Here is a 15029-nt window from a genome sequence, read left to right on the forward strand (position 1 = left end):
TCTAACAAAGCCCGCAAGCGGCGCCGGTTCAGGTTCGCCGCGGTGGATACAGCGGCGCCAGGCCAGTTTCGGCGGCGCCCGTAGCCGCTGACCAGTGCGGTCCGTCACGGAAGACCTCGCGCAGGCGCGCGCGCAGCGACGACAGATCGCCCTGCCCGCCCCAGCGCGCCTGCTGCAGCGCCTGCAGCACTTCTCGCTGGGCCGGATCACCGAGACGGGCAATGACCTGCTCGATGCGTTCAACGCCGGCCATTGCGCACAGCTGTGCTTCAACCTGTTCGAAACCTTCCGCGTCCAGCGCGCGGCGCAGTTCAGCCAGACCGGTACGTCCACTCGCTACGGTCGGCACCGCCGGCGCGCCCGCCACGGACGCCGTCGCACGCGGACGCCGCCCGCGTTGCCAGCCCCACAGCAGGGTCAGCAGCCACAGCACCGCCAGGCCGATGGCCGCGCCCATCCACGGCCACGGGTGCTCGGACAGGCCACTGGCCTGCGGGTCGGTTGCGGCGATGCGGCTGTCGCGGCCATCTGTACCCGGCAACGCGGCATCGGTGTCGATCGGCGGCAGTGCCGCCGGCGCAGTGTTGGCAGCGCCGGAACCGGCGGCAACAGCCAATGTCAGGTCCGGCAGGTTCGCCTCCTGGGCCTTGCCCGTGCGCACGTCCCACCACGGCAGGCGCGGCCCCGGTACCACCAGCGAACCGGGCTGGCGCGGCACGATCGAATAGCGGCGGGTGATCTTCAACCGCGGCGTGCTGCCGTTGAAGGTTTCCTCGTACTGCGCCGGTTCGGCGAACACCTGCGCGCCGCTGCCGAGATCGGGCACCGGCAAATCGGTGAACTGTGCACGGGTGGCACCTTCGGCGATGGCTTCGACCACCACGTTGGCCGCCTCGCCGGCGCGGCCACGGGTGGGCGCGCTGGTGTAGCGCAGCTGCAGCGCCTGCAGCGGCAGCCAGGGCTGCGGTGCCTGCGCCGGCTGCGCCTGCACCTGCAGGGTGCGATCGGCGCCGGTGGCGTTCATGCGCCCGTCGCCGCCGCCGAAGAAGTCGTCGAAGAAGCCGCCGGCACTGCGCCCGCTGAAGCGCGCACCGGCCAGCCGCAGCGCGCCGCTGCGCTCGGGAATCAGCAGAAAGCGCCGCTCGACCACGTTGTAGCGCCGGCCATTGACCTGGCGCACATCGGTGCGGTCATCGCCCACGCGCTGCAACGAGGCGCCAGCCGGGGTATCGAGCACCAGCTCGCCGGAAGCCAGCTGCGAGGCGAAGTACAGCCGCACCACCACGCCCACGCTCTGCTGCACATACGGCGTCTGGTCATCGACAACGGTTTCGATGAAGGCCATCGCGTTGCTGTCCGGGCCGGCCACGCTGGCCGCCTCCACCTGCAGTGTCAGCGGCGCGGTACGCACGCTGCCCACCTGCAGGCCGGGAACCACCAGCGCGCCGCTGCGCCGCGGCGTCAACGCCACGCCGTACAGGTTGCGCTGCTGCATGCTGCCATTGCTCCACTCCACCTGCCGGCTGCTGGTCTGCCCGCTCAGGTCGAAGTCGGTGCGCAGCGGCGTGAAGTCCGGTGCACCCTGGTCACTCTCGACATTGAGCGTGACTGTGTCACCCATCGCGATGCGGTCGCGGTCGAGCCAGGCGCGCGGCTGCGCCCACGCCAGCAGCGGCAGCCACAGCAGCAGTGCCGCCAGTACCTGCAGTGGCCAGCGCCCGTGCATGTTGATCGCCCGCGTCATCGCCCTTCCCTCTTCCTGCGTTCGTTTTCCAGCTGGAACTTGGCGCGCAGCAATGCGCCCGGATCATCCGGCACACGACGCATCCACGCCTCCACCGCCTGTTGCTCCTCGCGCTGGCGCGGCGTGCGGCCCTCACTGCCCGGCACGGGTTTGCCTTCCTTGTCGGCCTCACCCTCGCGCGCCTGCTGCATCGCCTGCTGCATGCGCTGGCGTTGCTGTTCGTCGGCCTGCGCCTGCGCCTTGGCATCCTCCACCTGCGGCGGAGCCTGCTGGCCATCGCGGCCACGTTCACCGGGCTGTGGGTTCGACCGCGAGGTGTCATCGCCGGGGCTGGGTTGCCCTTGCTGACCCGACGGCGGCTGACCCTGCCCGCGCGGCGTCTGGCCCTGCTGCGGCTGCCCCTGTGGATTCTGCTGGCCCTGCGGGCTCTGGGCCTGTTTCTGCTGTCCGTTCTGCGGCCGCTTCTGCTGATCCTGGCCCTGGCCGCCACCGGATTGCTTGCGCTTGCGCGCGGCATCGACCACGGCACGGTTGGCCACCGCATCGGGCATGCCCGGATGCAGCGCCAACGCGCGGTCGTAGGCGGCGATTGCTTCGTCGTAGTTGCCTTCGCGCGCCAGCGTGTTGCCCAGGTTGTACCAGCCGGCATCGTTGTCGATGCCCTCGAACTGCTTGCGCGCAGCGGCGAAGTCACCATTGCGGTAGGCCTGAACCCCCTCGGCCAGGCGCTGGTGCTGCAGCTGGTCGCTGCGTTTCCACAGGGTGCCCTGCGGCGGCGACGTTGCGGACGCCTGCGCGTGCACGTCGTTCATCCAGGGCAGCAGGCCCACCGTCAGCACCGCAGCGAGCACCGCGCGGCGGCGGAAGGCCAGCAGCGCCAGCAGCATCAGCGGGGGCAACAGCCAGAAGCCTTCGTCGCGCCATTGCTTGCCTTCGCCCGGTCGCTGCGACGCACTGCCTTCGCGTGCATCCAGCACGCCCAGCGCGCGCAGGTCGCTGTCATCGGCGGAGATCCGTGCATAGCGGCCACCACCGGCAGTGGCCACAGCGCGCAGGCTGCCCTCGTCCAGGGCGGCCTGGCGGATCTGCCCGCTGCCATCGCGATAGGCCGCACCAGCAGGCGTGCCCAGGCCCAGCACCGAGACCTGCAGGCCGAGGCCGCGTGCCTGTGATGCCGCCAGTGCCGCCTCGCTGTCGGCGTGGTCGCTGACCAGCAGGATCTGCCCCTGTGGCGCGCCGATCTGCCGAATCAGCCGCGTCGCCCAGTCGATACCGCGGTCGGCACGCGCGCCATCGCGCGGCATCACATCCGGCGACAAGGCATCCAGATACAGCGCGACGTTGCTGCCGTCGTCGGTCAACGGCGCCACGGTGTAGGCATCATCGGCATAGACCACCAGCCCGACCTGCCCGCCCTGGCGCGCGCGCAGCAGCTGGCCCAGCTTCGCCCGCGCCTGCAGCAGGCGCGACGGCGGCAGATCGGTGGCGGTGATCCGGCTGGACAGGTCCAGCACCACCACCAGCGGGGCGCTCGGCTGGAACATCGGTTGCGCCTGCTGGCGCCAGCTCGGCCCGGCCATGGCCAGCGATGCCAGGGTCCAGCCCAGCAGCAGCGCCCATGGCATGCGGGTGCGGCGACGTGTACCGGCCGCCAGCAGATGCGGCAGCAGGTGCGCATCCACGGACTGCCGCCACGCGTCATTGCGGCGCTGACGGTACAGCACCAGCGCAATGATCAGCGGCAACGCCAGCAGCGCCCACAGCCATTGCGGGCGCAGGAAATGCAGCGCGTTCCAGTCGGGAAGATTTGCGGCCAGGGCGATCATCGGCGCCGCTCCGGCCACAGCCAGGCCAGCACGCCCAGCAGCAACGCAAGACCCAATGGCCACGCATAGCGTTCTTCGCGCGGGCGCAGGCTCGGTCCCTTCGCGGCAATCGGCTCCAGCCGGTCCAGCTCGGCATAGATCCCGACCAGCTGCGCGGTATCGCGTGCACGGAAGAACCGGCCACCGGTCAGGCTGGCGATCTTCTTCAACGTGGCCTCATCAACCGGGTCCTGATCGGCGGAAACGGGAATGCCGAGAAAGCGCATGCTGCCATCCCCGCCGAAGGCGACGGTGTGGATGCGCACGCCTTCGGCGCGCGCCAGTTCGGCCGCGCGCAGCGGCTCCAGCACGCCTGCGTTGCTGACGCCGTCGGTGAGCAGGATCAGCACGCGCTGGCCTTCGGGCTGGCTGCGCAGGCGCTTCACCGCCAGACCGATGGCATCGCCGATGGCGGTTTCGCGCCCCGCCAGGCCCACCACACTGTCGCGCAGCTGGTCACGCACGCTGGCCAGGTCGGCGGTGATCGGCGTGAGCGTGTAGGCACGGTCGCCGAAGATCAGCAGACCGATGCGGTCACCGGCACGGCGGTCAAGAAAGTCGGCCAGCACCGCCTTCGCTGCGGTCAGGCGGTCCACCGCCTGCCCGCCCAGCACCATGTCGCCCTCGCTCATGCTGCCGGACACGTCCATTGCCAGCATCATCTGCCGGCCCTGCTGCGGCGGCGTAATGGCTTCACCCAGCTGCTGCGGGCGCGCCAGTGCGACGCACAGCGCGCACCAGCCCAGCCAAAGCAGCAGCGTGCGCAGCCACGACACGTCGACGCGCCCGCCAGCGGACAGCGCTTCCAGCTCGCTCGCCGCATAGGGCACACGCAGTGCCGCGCCCGGGTCGGCGCGATGCTTCCACCAACGCATCAGCAATGGCAGCGGCAGCGCCAGCAGCACCAGTGGCCATGCCAGCTGCAGCTCCGGCCACGGCCAGTAACTTGCCAGCAGGTTCATCGGCGGCGCTCCAGCAGCATCGCCAGATAACGCTCGCGGGCCCAGCTGCGCACCGCTGCCACGTCACCGGCGTCGACGCGGGGGCGATAGGCGCCTTCGGCCAACAGGCGACGGCGCGCGTTGGGCAACGTGCCGGCTGGATCCACGCGCTGCCACCAAGCATCGTCGCGCAGCGATTCGCTGCCCGGCTGTGCGTGCCGCGCGGCACGGCGCAGCAGGCCGGCGATCGCCGCCAGTTGCGCTGTGGCATCGGTGGCGGTGGCCAGTTCCTGATCGAACACCTGCAACCAGCGCTGGCGACGACGGCGGCGCTGCCACCACATAAGGGCCAGCACCGCCACCACCAGAAGCAGCGCGCCGCCGATCATCAGATAGCCCGGCGCCGGCGGCCACCACGGCGGTGCCGGCGGCAGCTGCACATCGCGCAGCGGCAGGTTGGCACTCATGCCGGCACCTCGGTCGGCGACGCAGCCAGCCAGGCGTCGCTGGGCGCGTCGGTGGACAGCACCTGCACATCGACGCGGCGTGCACCGAGCTGGCGCCGCAGTTCCTGCAGTGGTTCGACGAAGTGTGCCTGCCAGTGCGCCTGCACCTCGCTACGGCGCAGATCCAGACCGATGCGCTGCTGTGCGGTCTGGAACTGCAGGGCCGCCGAGGGCGGTTGCAGTTCCAGCGGATCGACCAGCAGCACCAGGCTGAGGTCGTGATGCTGGGCCAGCGCACTCCAGCGCGCCGGCGCAATCCGGATGGCCTGCTGCGGGTCTGCCAGCACCAGCATGCGCGCACCGGGGCGCAGTACGCGCGCCGCGTGGTCAAGTGCACGCTCCAGCCCCAGATCATCGGTGGGCGGTTGCGCATACCAGCGGGCCAGCGCGTCGAGCACACGCAGCACACCGCGTGGCCCACCGGCAGGCGCGATCGGGGCCTCGCGGTCACTGCCGCGGAGGGCGCCAACGCGATCGCCGCGACGCTGCGCCGACCATGCCGCGACCGCGCCAGCGCGTGCAGCCTGCACCGACTTGAAGCGCACACGGGTACCGAAGTAGAGCGCTGGCGAAGTATCGGCCACGATCAGGCTGACCCGCTCGCGCTCGGCCTGGAACAGTTTGGTGTGGGCGCGACCGGTGCGCGCAGTGACGCGCCAGTCGATGTGGCGCGCGTCATCACCGGCCACGTACTCGCGCGACTCGGCGTACTCCATGCCACGTCCACGCATCGGTGACGGCGCCTGCCCGGCGTTGCCAGCACGCCCCCGCCGCGGCGGCGGCGGACGTTGCGCGAGGCGACGCAGGGCCACCAGTTCGGACAGCTGCGGGCGCAGCCCATCACCATCGCTGACGGTGGGTATCTGCTGCGGGGATCGATCGGTCATGCGCAGGCTCAGGGGGCCGGCACCCGGGCCAGCAGTTCCTGCACCAGCCGTTCGCCGTCCCAGCCCTCGGCGGTGGCTTCATAACTGGGCAGCACGCGGTGCCGCAGCACGTCGGCGGCGACGGCGCGCACGTCGTCGGGGGTGACGAAATCGCGGCCGCCCAGCCAGGCGCGCGCGCGCGCGCAACGTTCCAGGGCGATGGATCCACGCGGGCTGGCGCCCCAGGCGATGCGGCGGCCCAGGCCGGCGTCATAGCGCGATGGATCGCGCGAGGCCAGCACCAGTTCGATCAGATAGCGCTCCAGCGCCGGTGCCATGTGCAGGTCCAGCACTTCGCGGCGGGCATCGAACACGTCCTGCATCGGCAGCTTCTGTGGCGCCGCTGCGGCCTCGCCCAGCGCACCACGGGCGCGCTCGCGGGCCAGCCGCAGGATTTCCGATTCGGCCGTCTGGTCGGGATAGCCGATGCGCACGTGCATCAGGAACCGGTCCAGCTGCGCCTCCGGTAGCGGGAACGTGCCTTCCTGCTCGATCGGGTTCTGCGTGGCCATCACCAGGAACAACGGCGGCAACGCATAGGTGTGGCGCCCAACGGTCACCTGGCGCTCGCCCATGGCTTCCAGCAGTGCCGACTGCACCTTGGCCGGGGCGCGGTTGATTTCGTCGGCCAGCAGGATCGGGTGGAAGATCGGGCCGGGCACGAACTCGAATCGGCCTTCCTGCGGGCGCCAGATCTCGGTGCCGGTCAGGTCGGCCGGCAGCAGATCCGGAGTGAACTGCACACGGGCGAAATCGGTCTCCAGGCGTGCGGCAAGTGCGCGGATCGCGGTGGTCTTGGCCAGGCCCGGCGCACCTTCCACCAGCAGGTGGCCATCGGCCAGCAGTGCGATCAACAGGCGCTCGACCAGCGCCGCCTGGCCGACAATTTCGGCCGACAATGCGTCGCGCAGCTGGCTGAAGGCCGCATGCAGGCGGCTGGCGCCCGGCGTGGACGGCGCGGGGACGGTTTCGGGCATCGGCGGAGGCAGGTTCATGGGGGCCTTTGACCGGCGCAGGACGGCACGGGTTCCCGACATCATCGCAGGGTGCCCTGCGATTGGCATCAAGAACGGCTGAACGGCATCCACGCATGGCGTGGATCTACCAGAGCATCCACGCGGGGCGTGGATCTACCCATGCCAGACGGCGCAGAACGAAGAAGGGCCGCACTGGGCGGCCCTTCTTGGTTTTGCCGGTGCAGGTGGCTCAGTTCTGCTTGGCCACGCGCAGCACCTTCGGGGTGACGAACACCAGCAGCTCGGCCTTGTCCTTGTTGCGGCCGCGCTTCTTGAACAGGTTGCCCAGGAACGGCACATCGCCCAGGAACGGTACCTTGCTGATGCTGCTGCGGTCGGTGAACTCGTAGACACCACCGATCACCACGGTCTGGCCATCTTCCACCAGCACGGCGGTGTTGACTTCGCGACGGTTGATCGACGGCACGGTGCCATAGCCCTGCAGTTCAATAAGGCGATCGACCTCATCCTTCTTCACCTGCATGTTGAGGAACACGCGGTTGTCATTGGTGATGGTCGGGGTGACGCGCAGTTCCAGCACCACTTCCTTGAACTGCACGTTCGGGGTGGAACCGGCGCCGCCTGCAGCACCGGTGCCGCTGATGGTGACGTAGCCGATTTCCTTGCCCTGCTTGATCATCGCCTCGCGCTGGTTGGTGGTGACCACGCGCGGGTTGGAGATCACCTCACCACGCGATTCCTCCTGCATGGCCGACAGCTCCACGTCCAGCAGGTAACCCGCATTGAGGATCGACAGCGCCAGCGAACCGGGATTGTTGGCCGCGGCCACCGGCAGGTTCCAGTTCAACCCGCGCTTGATGGTCGAGCCGCTGGGCACCGGTGCCGGGCCCACGCTGCCGCCGGCTTCCCATTCACGCACGGCCTTGGCATTGGCCAGCGCAGTATCGACCTGCGACTTTCGGGTCTCGGCGTTGGCGTCCAGGCTGCCGCTGAAGTAGACATTGTCACGGCTGCCGCTGATGCCGAACTTCGCACCCAGTTCGCGGGCGAAGGTATCGGTGGCAATGACGATGCGGCTCTCGATCAGCACCTGATCAACCGGACGATCGATCACCCCGATCAGTTCACGCATGCGCGCGATCTTCTTCGGAATGTCGCTGATCATCAGCGTGTTGGTGCGTTCGTCGGCCACGATGCGGCCACGCGAGGACAGGAACCCGCTGTCTTCCTGCGACGAGCTGCCGCCATTTCCGCCGCTGCCACCACCACCACCGATGCCCTTGGCCTCGGTCAGCGCCTTGAAGATCTGCGTGGCGCTGTGGTAGTTGATCTGCACGTAATCGGTGACCAGGTCTTCGCGGTTCTCGATGGCGATGCGCGCGTCTTCCTTCTCCTGCTCGAACTTGGCCAGCTCGGCCTGCGGGGCCACCCAGATCACGCTGCCGTCGCGACGCTTGTCCAGGCCCTTGGCACGCAGCACGATGTCCAGCGCCTGGTCCCATGGCACGTTGACCAGGCGCAGGGTCACATTGCCCTGCACCGAATCGGATGCCACCACGTTGAGGTTGGACTCTTCGGCGATCAACTGCAGCACGGTGCGCACCGGCACGTCCTGGAAGTTGAAGGTCACCGGCTTGCCGGTGAAGCCACGCTGGCCGACGGCCTTGGCCGCCTGGGTGACACTGCCGGCCGTGACCGCACCGACCGCAGCCGGTGCCTGGCGCGGGCTGATCTCGACCACGTACTCGTTGCCACTCTGGTAGGCCAGCGATTCCACCGCACCGCCGGTGCTCAGCACCAGCTGCGTGCCGGCCCCGGAGGGCTTGGCATCGATGCGCTGCACCGGCGTGGCGAAGTCGGTGACGTTCATCGGCTTCTGCAGGTTGGCCGGGAGCCGGGCGTTGCCGACGTCGACCACCACGCTGTTGCCCTGCGTGCGCAGGTCGGGGATCGCCCCCTGGCCGTCGAACTGCACGATCAGGCGCCCGGCGCCATCATCGCCACGCTTGAAATCGATCTTGGCCACCGACAGGCCGGCTGGCGCGGTGGCCGCTGCCACGGTGGTGCCTGCCGGTTTCTCTGCCGGTGCGGCGGCCAGCGCCGGAGCGCTGGCCAGCATCAGCGCGACTCCCAGCGCGCTGATGCGGTTCAAGGTAGAGCGCCGGATGGGACGCAGCCCCTTGGCTTGGTGAAAGGTCATCGTGCTATCCCCAGTAAACGATCATTGATCTTCAAGCGAGAGCGTTGCAGGCCGTTCCAGCCAGCCGCCCGCGCCATCCGGCACCAGTTCGATCAGCTCCACGCGGTCTTCAAAGACCGCCGTGACCCGCCCGTCGCTCTGCCCCAGGTAACCGCCCGGGCGCACCCGGTAGGTCACCTTGTCCGGCCCCATCACCAGCGCCACGGTACCGCCACCGGTACCGATGGTGCCCACCATGTCCAGTGCATCCAGCGGGAAGCCTTCCAGAGGCTCCTTGCGCCGGTTCGGATCCGGCCGCAATCCGCCATTCCCCTGCTGCGGATTGGTCCAGGCATCGGTGAACGGATCGCGCATGCCCTGCGCGGAGTATTCAAAGGTTTCGAACTGCTGCATCACCGGCAGCGGCTCCAGCGGCTGCGCCGGTCGCGCACGCTCGCCTTCCACCCACTTTTCCAGGTTCGGTGCATCACCGGGCGTGCTGGTCACGCCGCGGCCGCAAGCGGCCAGCAGCAGCACAGCCAGCACCGTCGCACCCCGCAGGATCTGTGCGCGCATCACGGGGTCCCCTCCTTGCCTGCCTCAGCCGCCTGCTGCGCCTGCACCTCGGTCTCGTCCAGGTAGCGGTAGGTCTTGACCGTACCGGACAGTTCCAGGGCGCCGCTGCGGATATTGCCGCCGGTCTTTTCCTTGGGCTTGAGGTTGATGTCATGCATGGTCAGGATCACCACCCGCGGCAACGAAGCCACGCCACTGACGAACGCGCCGAACTGGTGGTAACTGCCCACCATGCGCAGCTTGATCGGCTTCTCGGCGTAGAACTCCTTGATCTGTTCCTGCTCCGGCTCGAACAGCTCGTTGGTCAGGCCACTGGACAACGCGGTCTGCGAGATATCGATGATCAGGTCGGGCATTTCGGTCTTGCTGGGCAGCTGCCGCAGCATCTGCTGCAGCACCTGCTCCATCTGCGCCAGCTGCTGCTTCAGCGGCTCCAGGTTCACCGCGCGCTCCTGCTGCTTGGTGAACTCGCCGCGCAGCTCCACTTCCGTCGATTCCAGGCTGGCCAGCTCCTCGCGCTTGCCGCTGATCAGCAGCATCCACGCCACGAACATGATCACCAGCGCCAGCAACGAGCAGAAGACGATCTTGGCCTTCTGCGGCCAGTTGCCGATGTCGTTGAAATCCAGGTTCTTCAGATCGATCTTCTGGCTCATGCGCGGTCCCCCGTCAGCGGGGCGTTGAAGGCCTGCGGCGGCTGCGCCAGGCGGCTGCCCTCGGGCTTCGGCGCCGGGGCGGTGGGCGGGTTCGGCTTGGCCGCAGCAGGCGCCGGATTCGCAGCAGGTGCCGGAGCCGGCGCCGGTGCAGCCGGTGCAGGCTGGCCAGCGGCCGGTGCGGTCGGCGTTGCGGCGTCCGGGCCGGCGGCGAGCGGCGCCACCGGAGCCGGTGCAGGTGCCGCCACCGAGCCATCGGCGTTCAAGCCCGGCGTGGCCGAGGCCTCTTCACTCTGCGCCGGCAGCTTCACCTTGACCACGAACACGTAGGGCAGCGCCTTGATATCGGCAACCGGGCCGGTCTTGCCGTCCTTGTCCTTCTCCGGATCACGCGCCTCGATGATCGACAGTTCCGGGTTGGTCATCCAGCCGGACGTCTCCAGGTTGCGCATGTAGGCCGACACCCGCGCATTGGACTGGGTGCGCCCTTCCAGGGTCAGCACGTCGCCTTCCTGCTTCAGCGCGGTCAGCACCACACCGTCGGGAATCGTGCGCACCAGCGCGTCGAACAGGTGGACCATCTGCGAGCGCTTGGCCTGCAGTTCCTCGATCACCTTCTTGCGCGCCAGCAGGCGTTCCTTCTGCGCGTCGAGGCGGTCGATCTCCTTGTTCTGCTCCTTGACCTTCTCGATCTCGGCCTGCAGGTAGGCATTGCGGTCCATCTGGCCGCTGACCTGGCGGTCGTAGTAGAACCAGATCATCAGCGACAGCAGCAGGCCACCGACAGCGGCCATGCCCAGCATTGCGTAGAACTCGCGCTGGCGTTGCTTGCGCCGTTCGGCGCGCCAGGGCAATAGATTGATGCGTGCCATCAGTCGAAGCTCCTCAGCGCCAGACCGGTGGCGATCATCAGCGCGGGGGCATCCTGGGCCAGCGCATGCGCGTTCACCTTCGGCCCCAGGGTCATCTGTGCCAGCGGGTTGGCGACCACGGTCGGCACGCCCAGCTGTTCTTCGACCATCTCCGGCAGGCCCCCGAGCACGGCGCAACCGCCGGCCAGCACGATGTGATCGACGCGGTTGAATTCGCTGCCGGCATAGAAGAACTGCAGCAGGCGGCTGATCTGCTGGACCGTGGCCTCCTTGAACGGCTCCAGCACTTCCATCTCGTAGCTTTCCGGCAGCCCGCCCTGGCGCTTGGCCAGGCCGGCTTCCTCGTAGCTCAGGCCATAGCGGCGCATGATCTCGTCGGTCAGCTGCTTGCCACCGAACACCTGTTCGCGGCTGTACAGGCTGCGGCCGCCGCGCAGGACGTTGAGCGTGGTCATGGTGGCGCCGATATCGACCAGCGCAACCACGCCGTCGATGGACACCGGCAGTTCACTGGCGACCAGGGCGTAGGCGTTCTCGACCGCGAACGCCTCCACGTCCATCACCTTGGCCTGCAGGCCACCCAGTTCCAACGCCGACTGGCGCAGCTCCACGTTCTCCGAACGCGATGCGGCCAGCAGCACCTGGACCATTTCCGGGTTGTTCGGGATCGCCCCGATCACCTCGAAGTCCAGGTTCACTTCCTCGATCGGATACGGAATGTAGTTGACCGCTTCCAGCTCGATCTGGGCTTCCATGTCGTTTTCGTCCAGGTCGGCCGGCATCGGGATCACCTTGGTGATCACCGCCGAGCCGGCCACGGCAGCGGCGGCCAGCTTGGCCTTGCTGCCTGAACGGTTCATCGCGCGGCGGATGGCCTCACCCACGGCCTCCACTTCCACGATGTTCTTCTCCACCACCGCATTCGGCGGAAGAGGTTCCACAGCATAATGTTCCACACGGAAACGATTGCCGCTGCGGGACAGCTGCAAAAGCTTTACCGCAGTCGAACTGATGTCGACGCCTACAAGCGGCGACTGACTTTTTGGGATGAGCCCCACGGTTTCTCCCCTGCCGACGGGCACTTGGGCGCAAGACCTGCGCCCGAGCATTAATAACGTATTCTTAGCAAATGGCAACGGCCCTGCTGTGAAATCCCTCACGGATTCACGATGCAGCCCCTGACTGTTCCCCTTGCGCTCCCCGGTGCCGACCCCAGCCGCCACCTTGCGTAATCTATACTCTGCGACCACGAAATTCGCAATCGGAATCTGAACCCGATGACTCGACTCCGCCGCTGGCTGCGCTGGATCTTCCTGATTGTCCTGGTCCTGGCGCTGATCGGCGCGGCCGCTGTGGGCGGTCTGTATTACGCCGTGTCCTCCAAGCTTCCCGACGTGCAGACCCTGCGCGACGTGGAAATGCAGGAGCCGATGTACGTCTACGCTGCCGACGGCAAGCTGATGGCGGTGTTCGGCGAGACCCGGCGCACCCCCGTCACCATGAAGGACGTCCCGGAGAAGCTGAAGCAGGCCTTCCTGGCCACCGAGGACGCCCGCTTCTACGAGCATGGCGGCGTGGACTACAAGGGCATCGCCCGCGCGGTGTGGCTGCTGGCCACCACCAACGACAAGCGCGTGCCCGGCGGCTCCACCATCACCCAGCAGGTGGCCCGCCAGTTCTTCCTCAGCTCCGAGTACAGCTATACCCGCAAGCTGGCCGAGATCCTGCTGGCGCGCAAGATCGAGTCCGAGCTGAGCAAGGACGAGATCTTCGAGCTGTACCTGAACAAGAGCTTCTTCGGCAACCGCGCCTATGGCGTGGCGGCTGCCGCCGAGTTCTATTACGGCAAGAAGCTGGGCGAACTGAACCTGGACGAGATGGCCTCGCTGGCCGGCATCCCGAAGTTCCCCTCCTCGGGCAACCCGATCTCCAACCCGGAGCGTGCCCGCCAGCGCCGCGACAACTATGTGCTGCAGCGCATGGCCGACCTGAAGTTCGTCACCCAGGCCGAGGCCGATGCGGCCAAGGCCGTGCCGATGCATGCCAGTGCGCATGAACCACCGGTGCAGGTGGACGCCCCCTACGTGGCCGAGCTGGTGCGCCAGGAAATGATCGCCCGCTTCGGCGGCGACGTGGTCAACAAGGGCTACCACGTCACCACCACCATCGATTCCACCCTGCAGACCGCGGCCAACCTGGCCGTGCGCGACGGCCTGCTGCTGTACGACCACCGCCACGGCTGGCATGGCGTGGAAAAGCAGGTACCGCTGGGCGCTGGCGACGATGCCGCCGCCCTGGCCGAGCACCTGCGCGGCCTGTCCAGCCAGGCCGGGCTGTTGCCGGCGATCGTCGCCAGCACCGGCGCCGACGGCAGCGCCACGGTGGTGCTTGCCAACCGAAGCGAAGTGGTGCTGCCGGCCGGTGCCGCCAAGTGGACCAACAAGACCCCGGGCAAGCTGGTGCAGCGCGGTGACATCGTGCGCGTGCGCGCCGGCGCCAAGGAAGGCGAGTGGCTGCTGGACCAGATTCCGCGCGGCCAGTCTGCCTTGGTCTCGCTGGATGCCCACAGCGGCGCGCTGAAGGCGCTGGTGGGTGGCTTCAGCTTCTCCGGCAACAAGTTCAACCGCGCCACCCAGGCCCGTCGTCAGCCGGGCTCGAGCTTCAAGCCGTTCGTCTATGCGGCGGCCTTCGACAAGGGCTACAACCCGGCCTCGATCGTGCTCGACGCCCCGGTCGTGTTCCGCGACCGCCGCGGCAAGACCTGGGCGCCGCAGAACGACGGCGGCGGTTTCCGCGGCCCGATGCGCCTGCGCGAGGCGCTGGTGCAGTCGCGCAACCTGGTCTCGGTACGCCTGCTCGATGGCATGGGTGTGGACTACGCGCGCAAGTACATCAGCGAGTTTGGGTTTGCCGAATCCGAACTGCCGCCGAACCTGTCGATGTCACTGGGCACCGCCTCGCTGACCCCGCTGTCGGTGGCGCGTGGCTATGCCGTGTTCGCCAATGGCGGCTCGCGCGTGGACAGCTGGCTGATCGACCAGGTCAACGACCGCGACGGCAACCTGGTGTTCAAGGAAAACCCGGCAATGGCCTGCCGCGATTGCGCCGGCAGCAGCGACCAGCCGGTCAACCAGGTGGTGGACGGCTTCAACTTCGGCGCCCCGGCGCCGAAGGTGGACCCGGCCGCGGTGGCCAAGACCGAAGCCAAGCCTGAAACCCCGGCGGCGCCGGCCAACCCGGATGCCCGCACCGCCCCGCGCGCGATCGACGCCCGCACCGCCTACCAGCTGGTGTCGATGATGCGCGACGTGGTCCAGCGCGGTACCGGCGTGCAGGCCAAGGTGCTCGGCCGCGAGGACGTGGGCGGCAAGACCGGCTCCACCAACGACCACCGCGACGCCTGGTTCTCCGGCTTCGGTGGCCCGTATGTGACCACCGTATGGGTGGGCCGCGACGACTTCCGTTCGCTGGGCTACCGCGAATACGGTGGCAAGGCCGCCCTGCCGATCTGGATCGACTACATGCGCACCGCGCTGAAGGACACCCCGATCGCGCAGAACGACCCGCCCAGCGGCATGGTCCAGGCCACCCTCAATGGCGCCACCGAGTGGGTGAAGGTGGAAGACATGGACCGCCTGACCGACTACGACCTGAACCTCAACACCCCGCAGGCCGACGCCGCCGCGTTCGATATCTTCTAAGAGGCAGGTATGGGTGGGGGCCAACCTTGGTTGGCACTGGCTTTGTAGAGCCGAGCCATGCTCGGCTGCTCTACCGCGCGCCCGCGGAG

Annotated in this window: 12 protein-coding genes; 1 reads left to right on the plus strand and 11 read right to left on the minus strand. The window is 68.2% G+C overall.

What is annotated here, in order from left to right:
• Positions 1-28: 28 nt before the first annotated feature.
• The 11 genes from AC5YGJ_RS12935 to AC5YGJ_RS12985 form a co-directional block, all read right to left on the minus strand.
• Positions 29-1744: a BatD family protein gene (locus tag AC5YGJ_RS12935; protein ID WP_496186761.1), complete on the minus strand. Its 1716-nt coding sequence runs from the start codon at positions 1742-1744 to the stop codon at positions 29-31.
• Positions 1741-3570 (minus strand): VWA domain-containing protein, encoded by a 1830-nt coding sequence (locus tag AC5YGJ_RS12940; RefSeq protein WP_496186762.1) that lies wholly within the window; start codon positions 3568-3570, stop codon positions 1741-1743. The genes AC5YGJ_RS12935 and AC5YGJ_RS12940 overlap by 4 nt, the downstream gene beginning before the upstream one ends.
• Complete coding sequence (locus tag AC5YGJ_RS12945) at positions 3567-4571, minus strand: vWA domain-containing protein (protein WP_249842995.1); 1005 nt, start codon at positions 4569-4571, stop codon at positions 3567-3569. Before AC5YGJ_RS12945 ends, AC5YGJ_RS12940 begins: the two co-directional genes overlap by 4 nt.
• A complete protein-coding gene (locus tag AC5YGJ_RS12950) occupies positions 4568-5017 on the minus strand; it encodes a DUF4381 family protein (protein ID WP_496186763.1) in 450 nt (149 codons plus the stop codon). The genes AC5YGJ_RS12945 and AC5YGJ_RS12950 overlap by 4 nt, the downstream gene beginning before the upstream one ends.
• On the minus strand, positions 5014-5943 hold the full coding sequence (locus tag AC5YGJ_RS12955) for a DUF58 domain-containing protein (RefSeq protein ID WP_496186764.1): 930 nt from the start codon (positions 5941-5943) through the stop codon (positions 5014-5016). Before AC5YGJ_RS12955 ends, AC5YGJ_RS12950 begins: the two co-directional genes overlap by 4 nt.
• Positions 5944-5951: 8 nt before the next feature.
• Positions 5952-6977 (minus strand): AAA family ATPase, encoded by a 1026-nt coding sequence (locus tag AC5YGJ_RS12960; RefSeq protein WP_249842992.1) that lies wholly within the window; start codon positions 6975-6977, stop codon positions 5952-5954.
• 211 nt (positions 6978-7188) lie between these two features.
• Positions 7189-9159 carry a type IV pilus secretin PilQ gene (locus tag AC5YGJ_RS12965; protein ID WP_057496787.1) on the minus strand — a complete coding sequence of 657 codons (1971 nt, stop codon included), beginning with the start codon at positions 9157-9159 and terminating at the stop codon, positions 7189-7191.
• A 21-nt stretch (positions 9160-9180) separates the two neighbouring features.
• On the minus strand, positions 9181-9714 hold the full coding sequence (locus AC5YGJ_RS12970) for a pilus assembly protein PilP (protein WP_107231669.1): 534 nt from the start codon (positions 9712-9714) through the stop codon (positions 9181-9183).
• Positions 9714-10370, minus strand: coding sequence for a type IV pilus inner membrane component PilO (locus tag AC5YGJ_RS12975; protein WP_107231668.1), 657 nt, complete (start codon positions 10368-10370; stop codon positions 9714-9716). Before AC5YGJ_RS12975 ends, AC5YGJ_RS12970 begins: the two co-directional genes overlap by 1 nt.
• Positions 10367-11239 (minus strand): PilN domain-containing protein, encoded by an 873-nt coding sequence (locus tag AC5YGJ_RS12980; protein WP_496186765.1) that lies wholly within the window; start codon positions 11237-11239, stop codon positions 10367-10369. Before AC5YGJ_RS12980 ends, AC5YGJ_RS12975 begins: the two co-directional genes overlap by 4 nt.
• A complete protein-coding gene (locus AC5YGJ_RS12985) occupies positions 11239-12297 on the minus strand; it encodes a pilus assembly protein PilM (protein ID WP_057496791.1) in 1059 nt (352 codons plus the stop codon). The genes AC5YGJ_RS12980 and AC5YGJ_RS12985 overlap by 1 nt, the downstream gene beginning before the upstream one ends.
• A 219-nt stretch (positions 12298-12516) precedes the next feature.
• On the opposite strand from AC5YGJ_RS12985, the gene AC5YGJ_RS12990 reads away from it, so the two are divergent.
• Positions 12517-14940 (plus strand): penicillin-binding protein 1A, encoded by a 2424-nt coding sequence (locus tag AC5YGJ_RS12990; protein ID WP_496186766.1) that lies wholly within the window; start codon positions 12517-12519, stop codon positions 14938-14940.
• Positions 14941-15029: the final 89 nt, after the last annotated feature.

It is taken from the genome of Stenotrophomonas sp. CS3K5, from assembly GCF_059515225.1.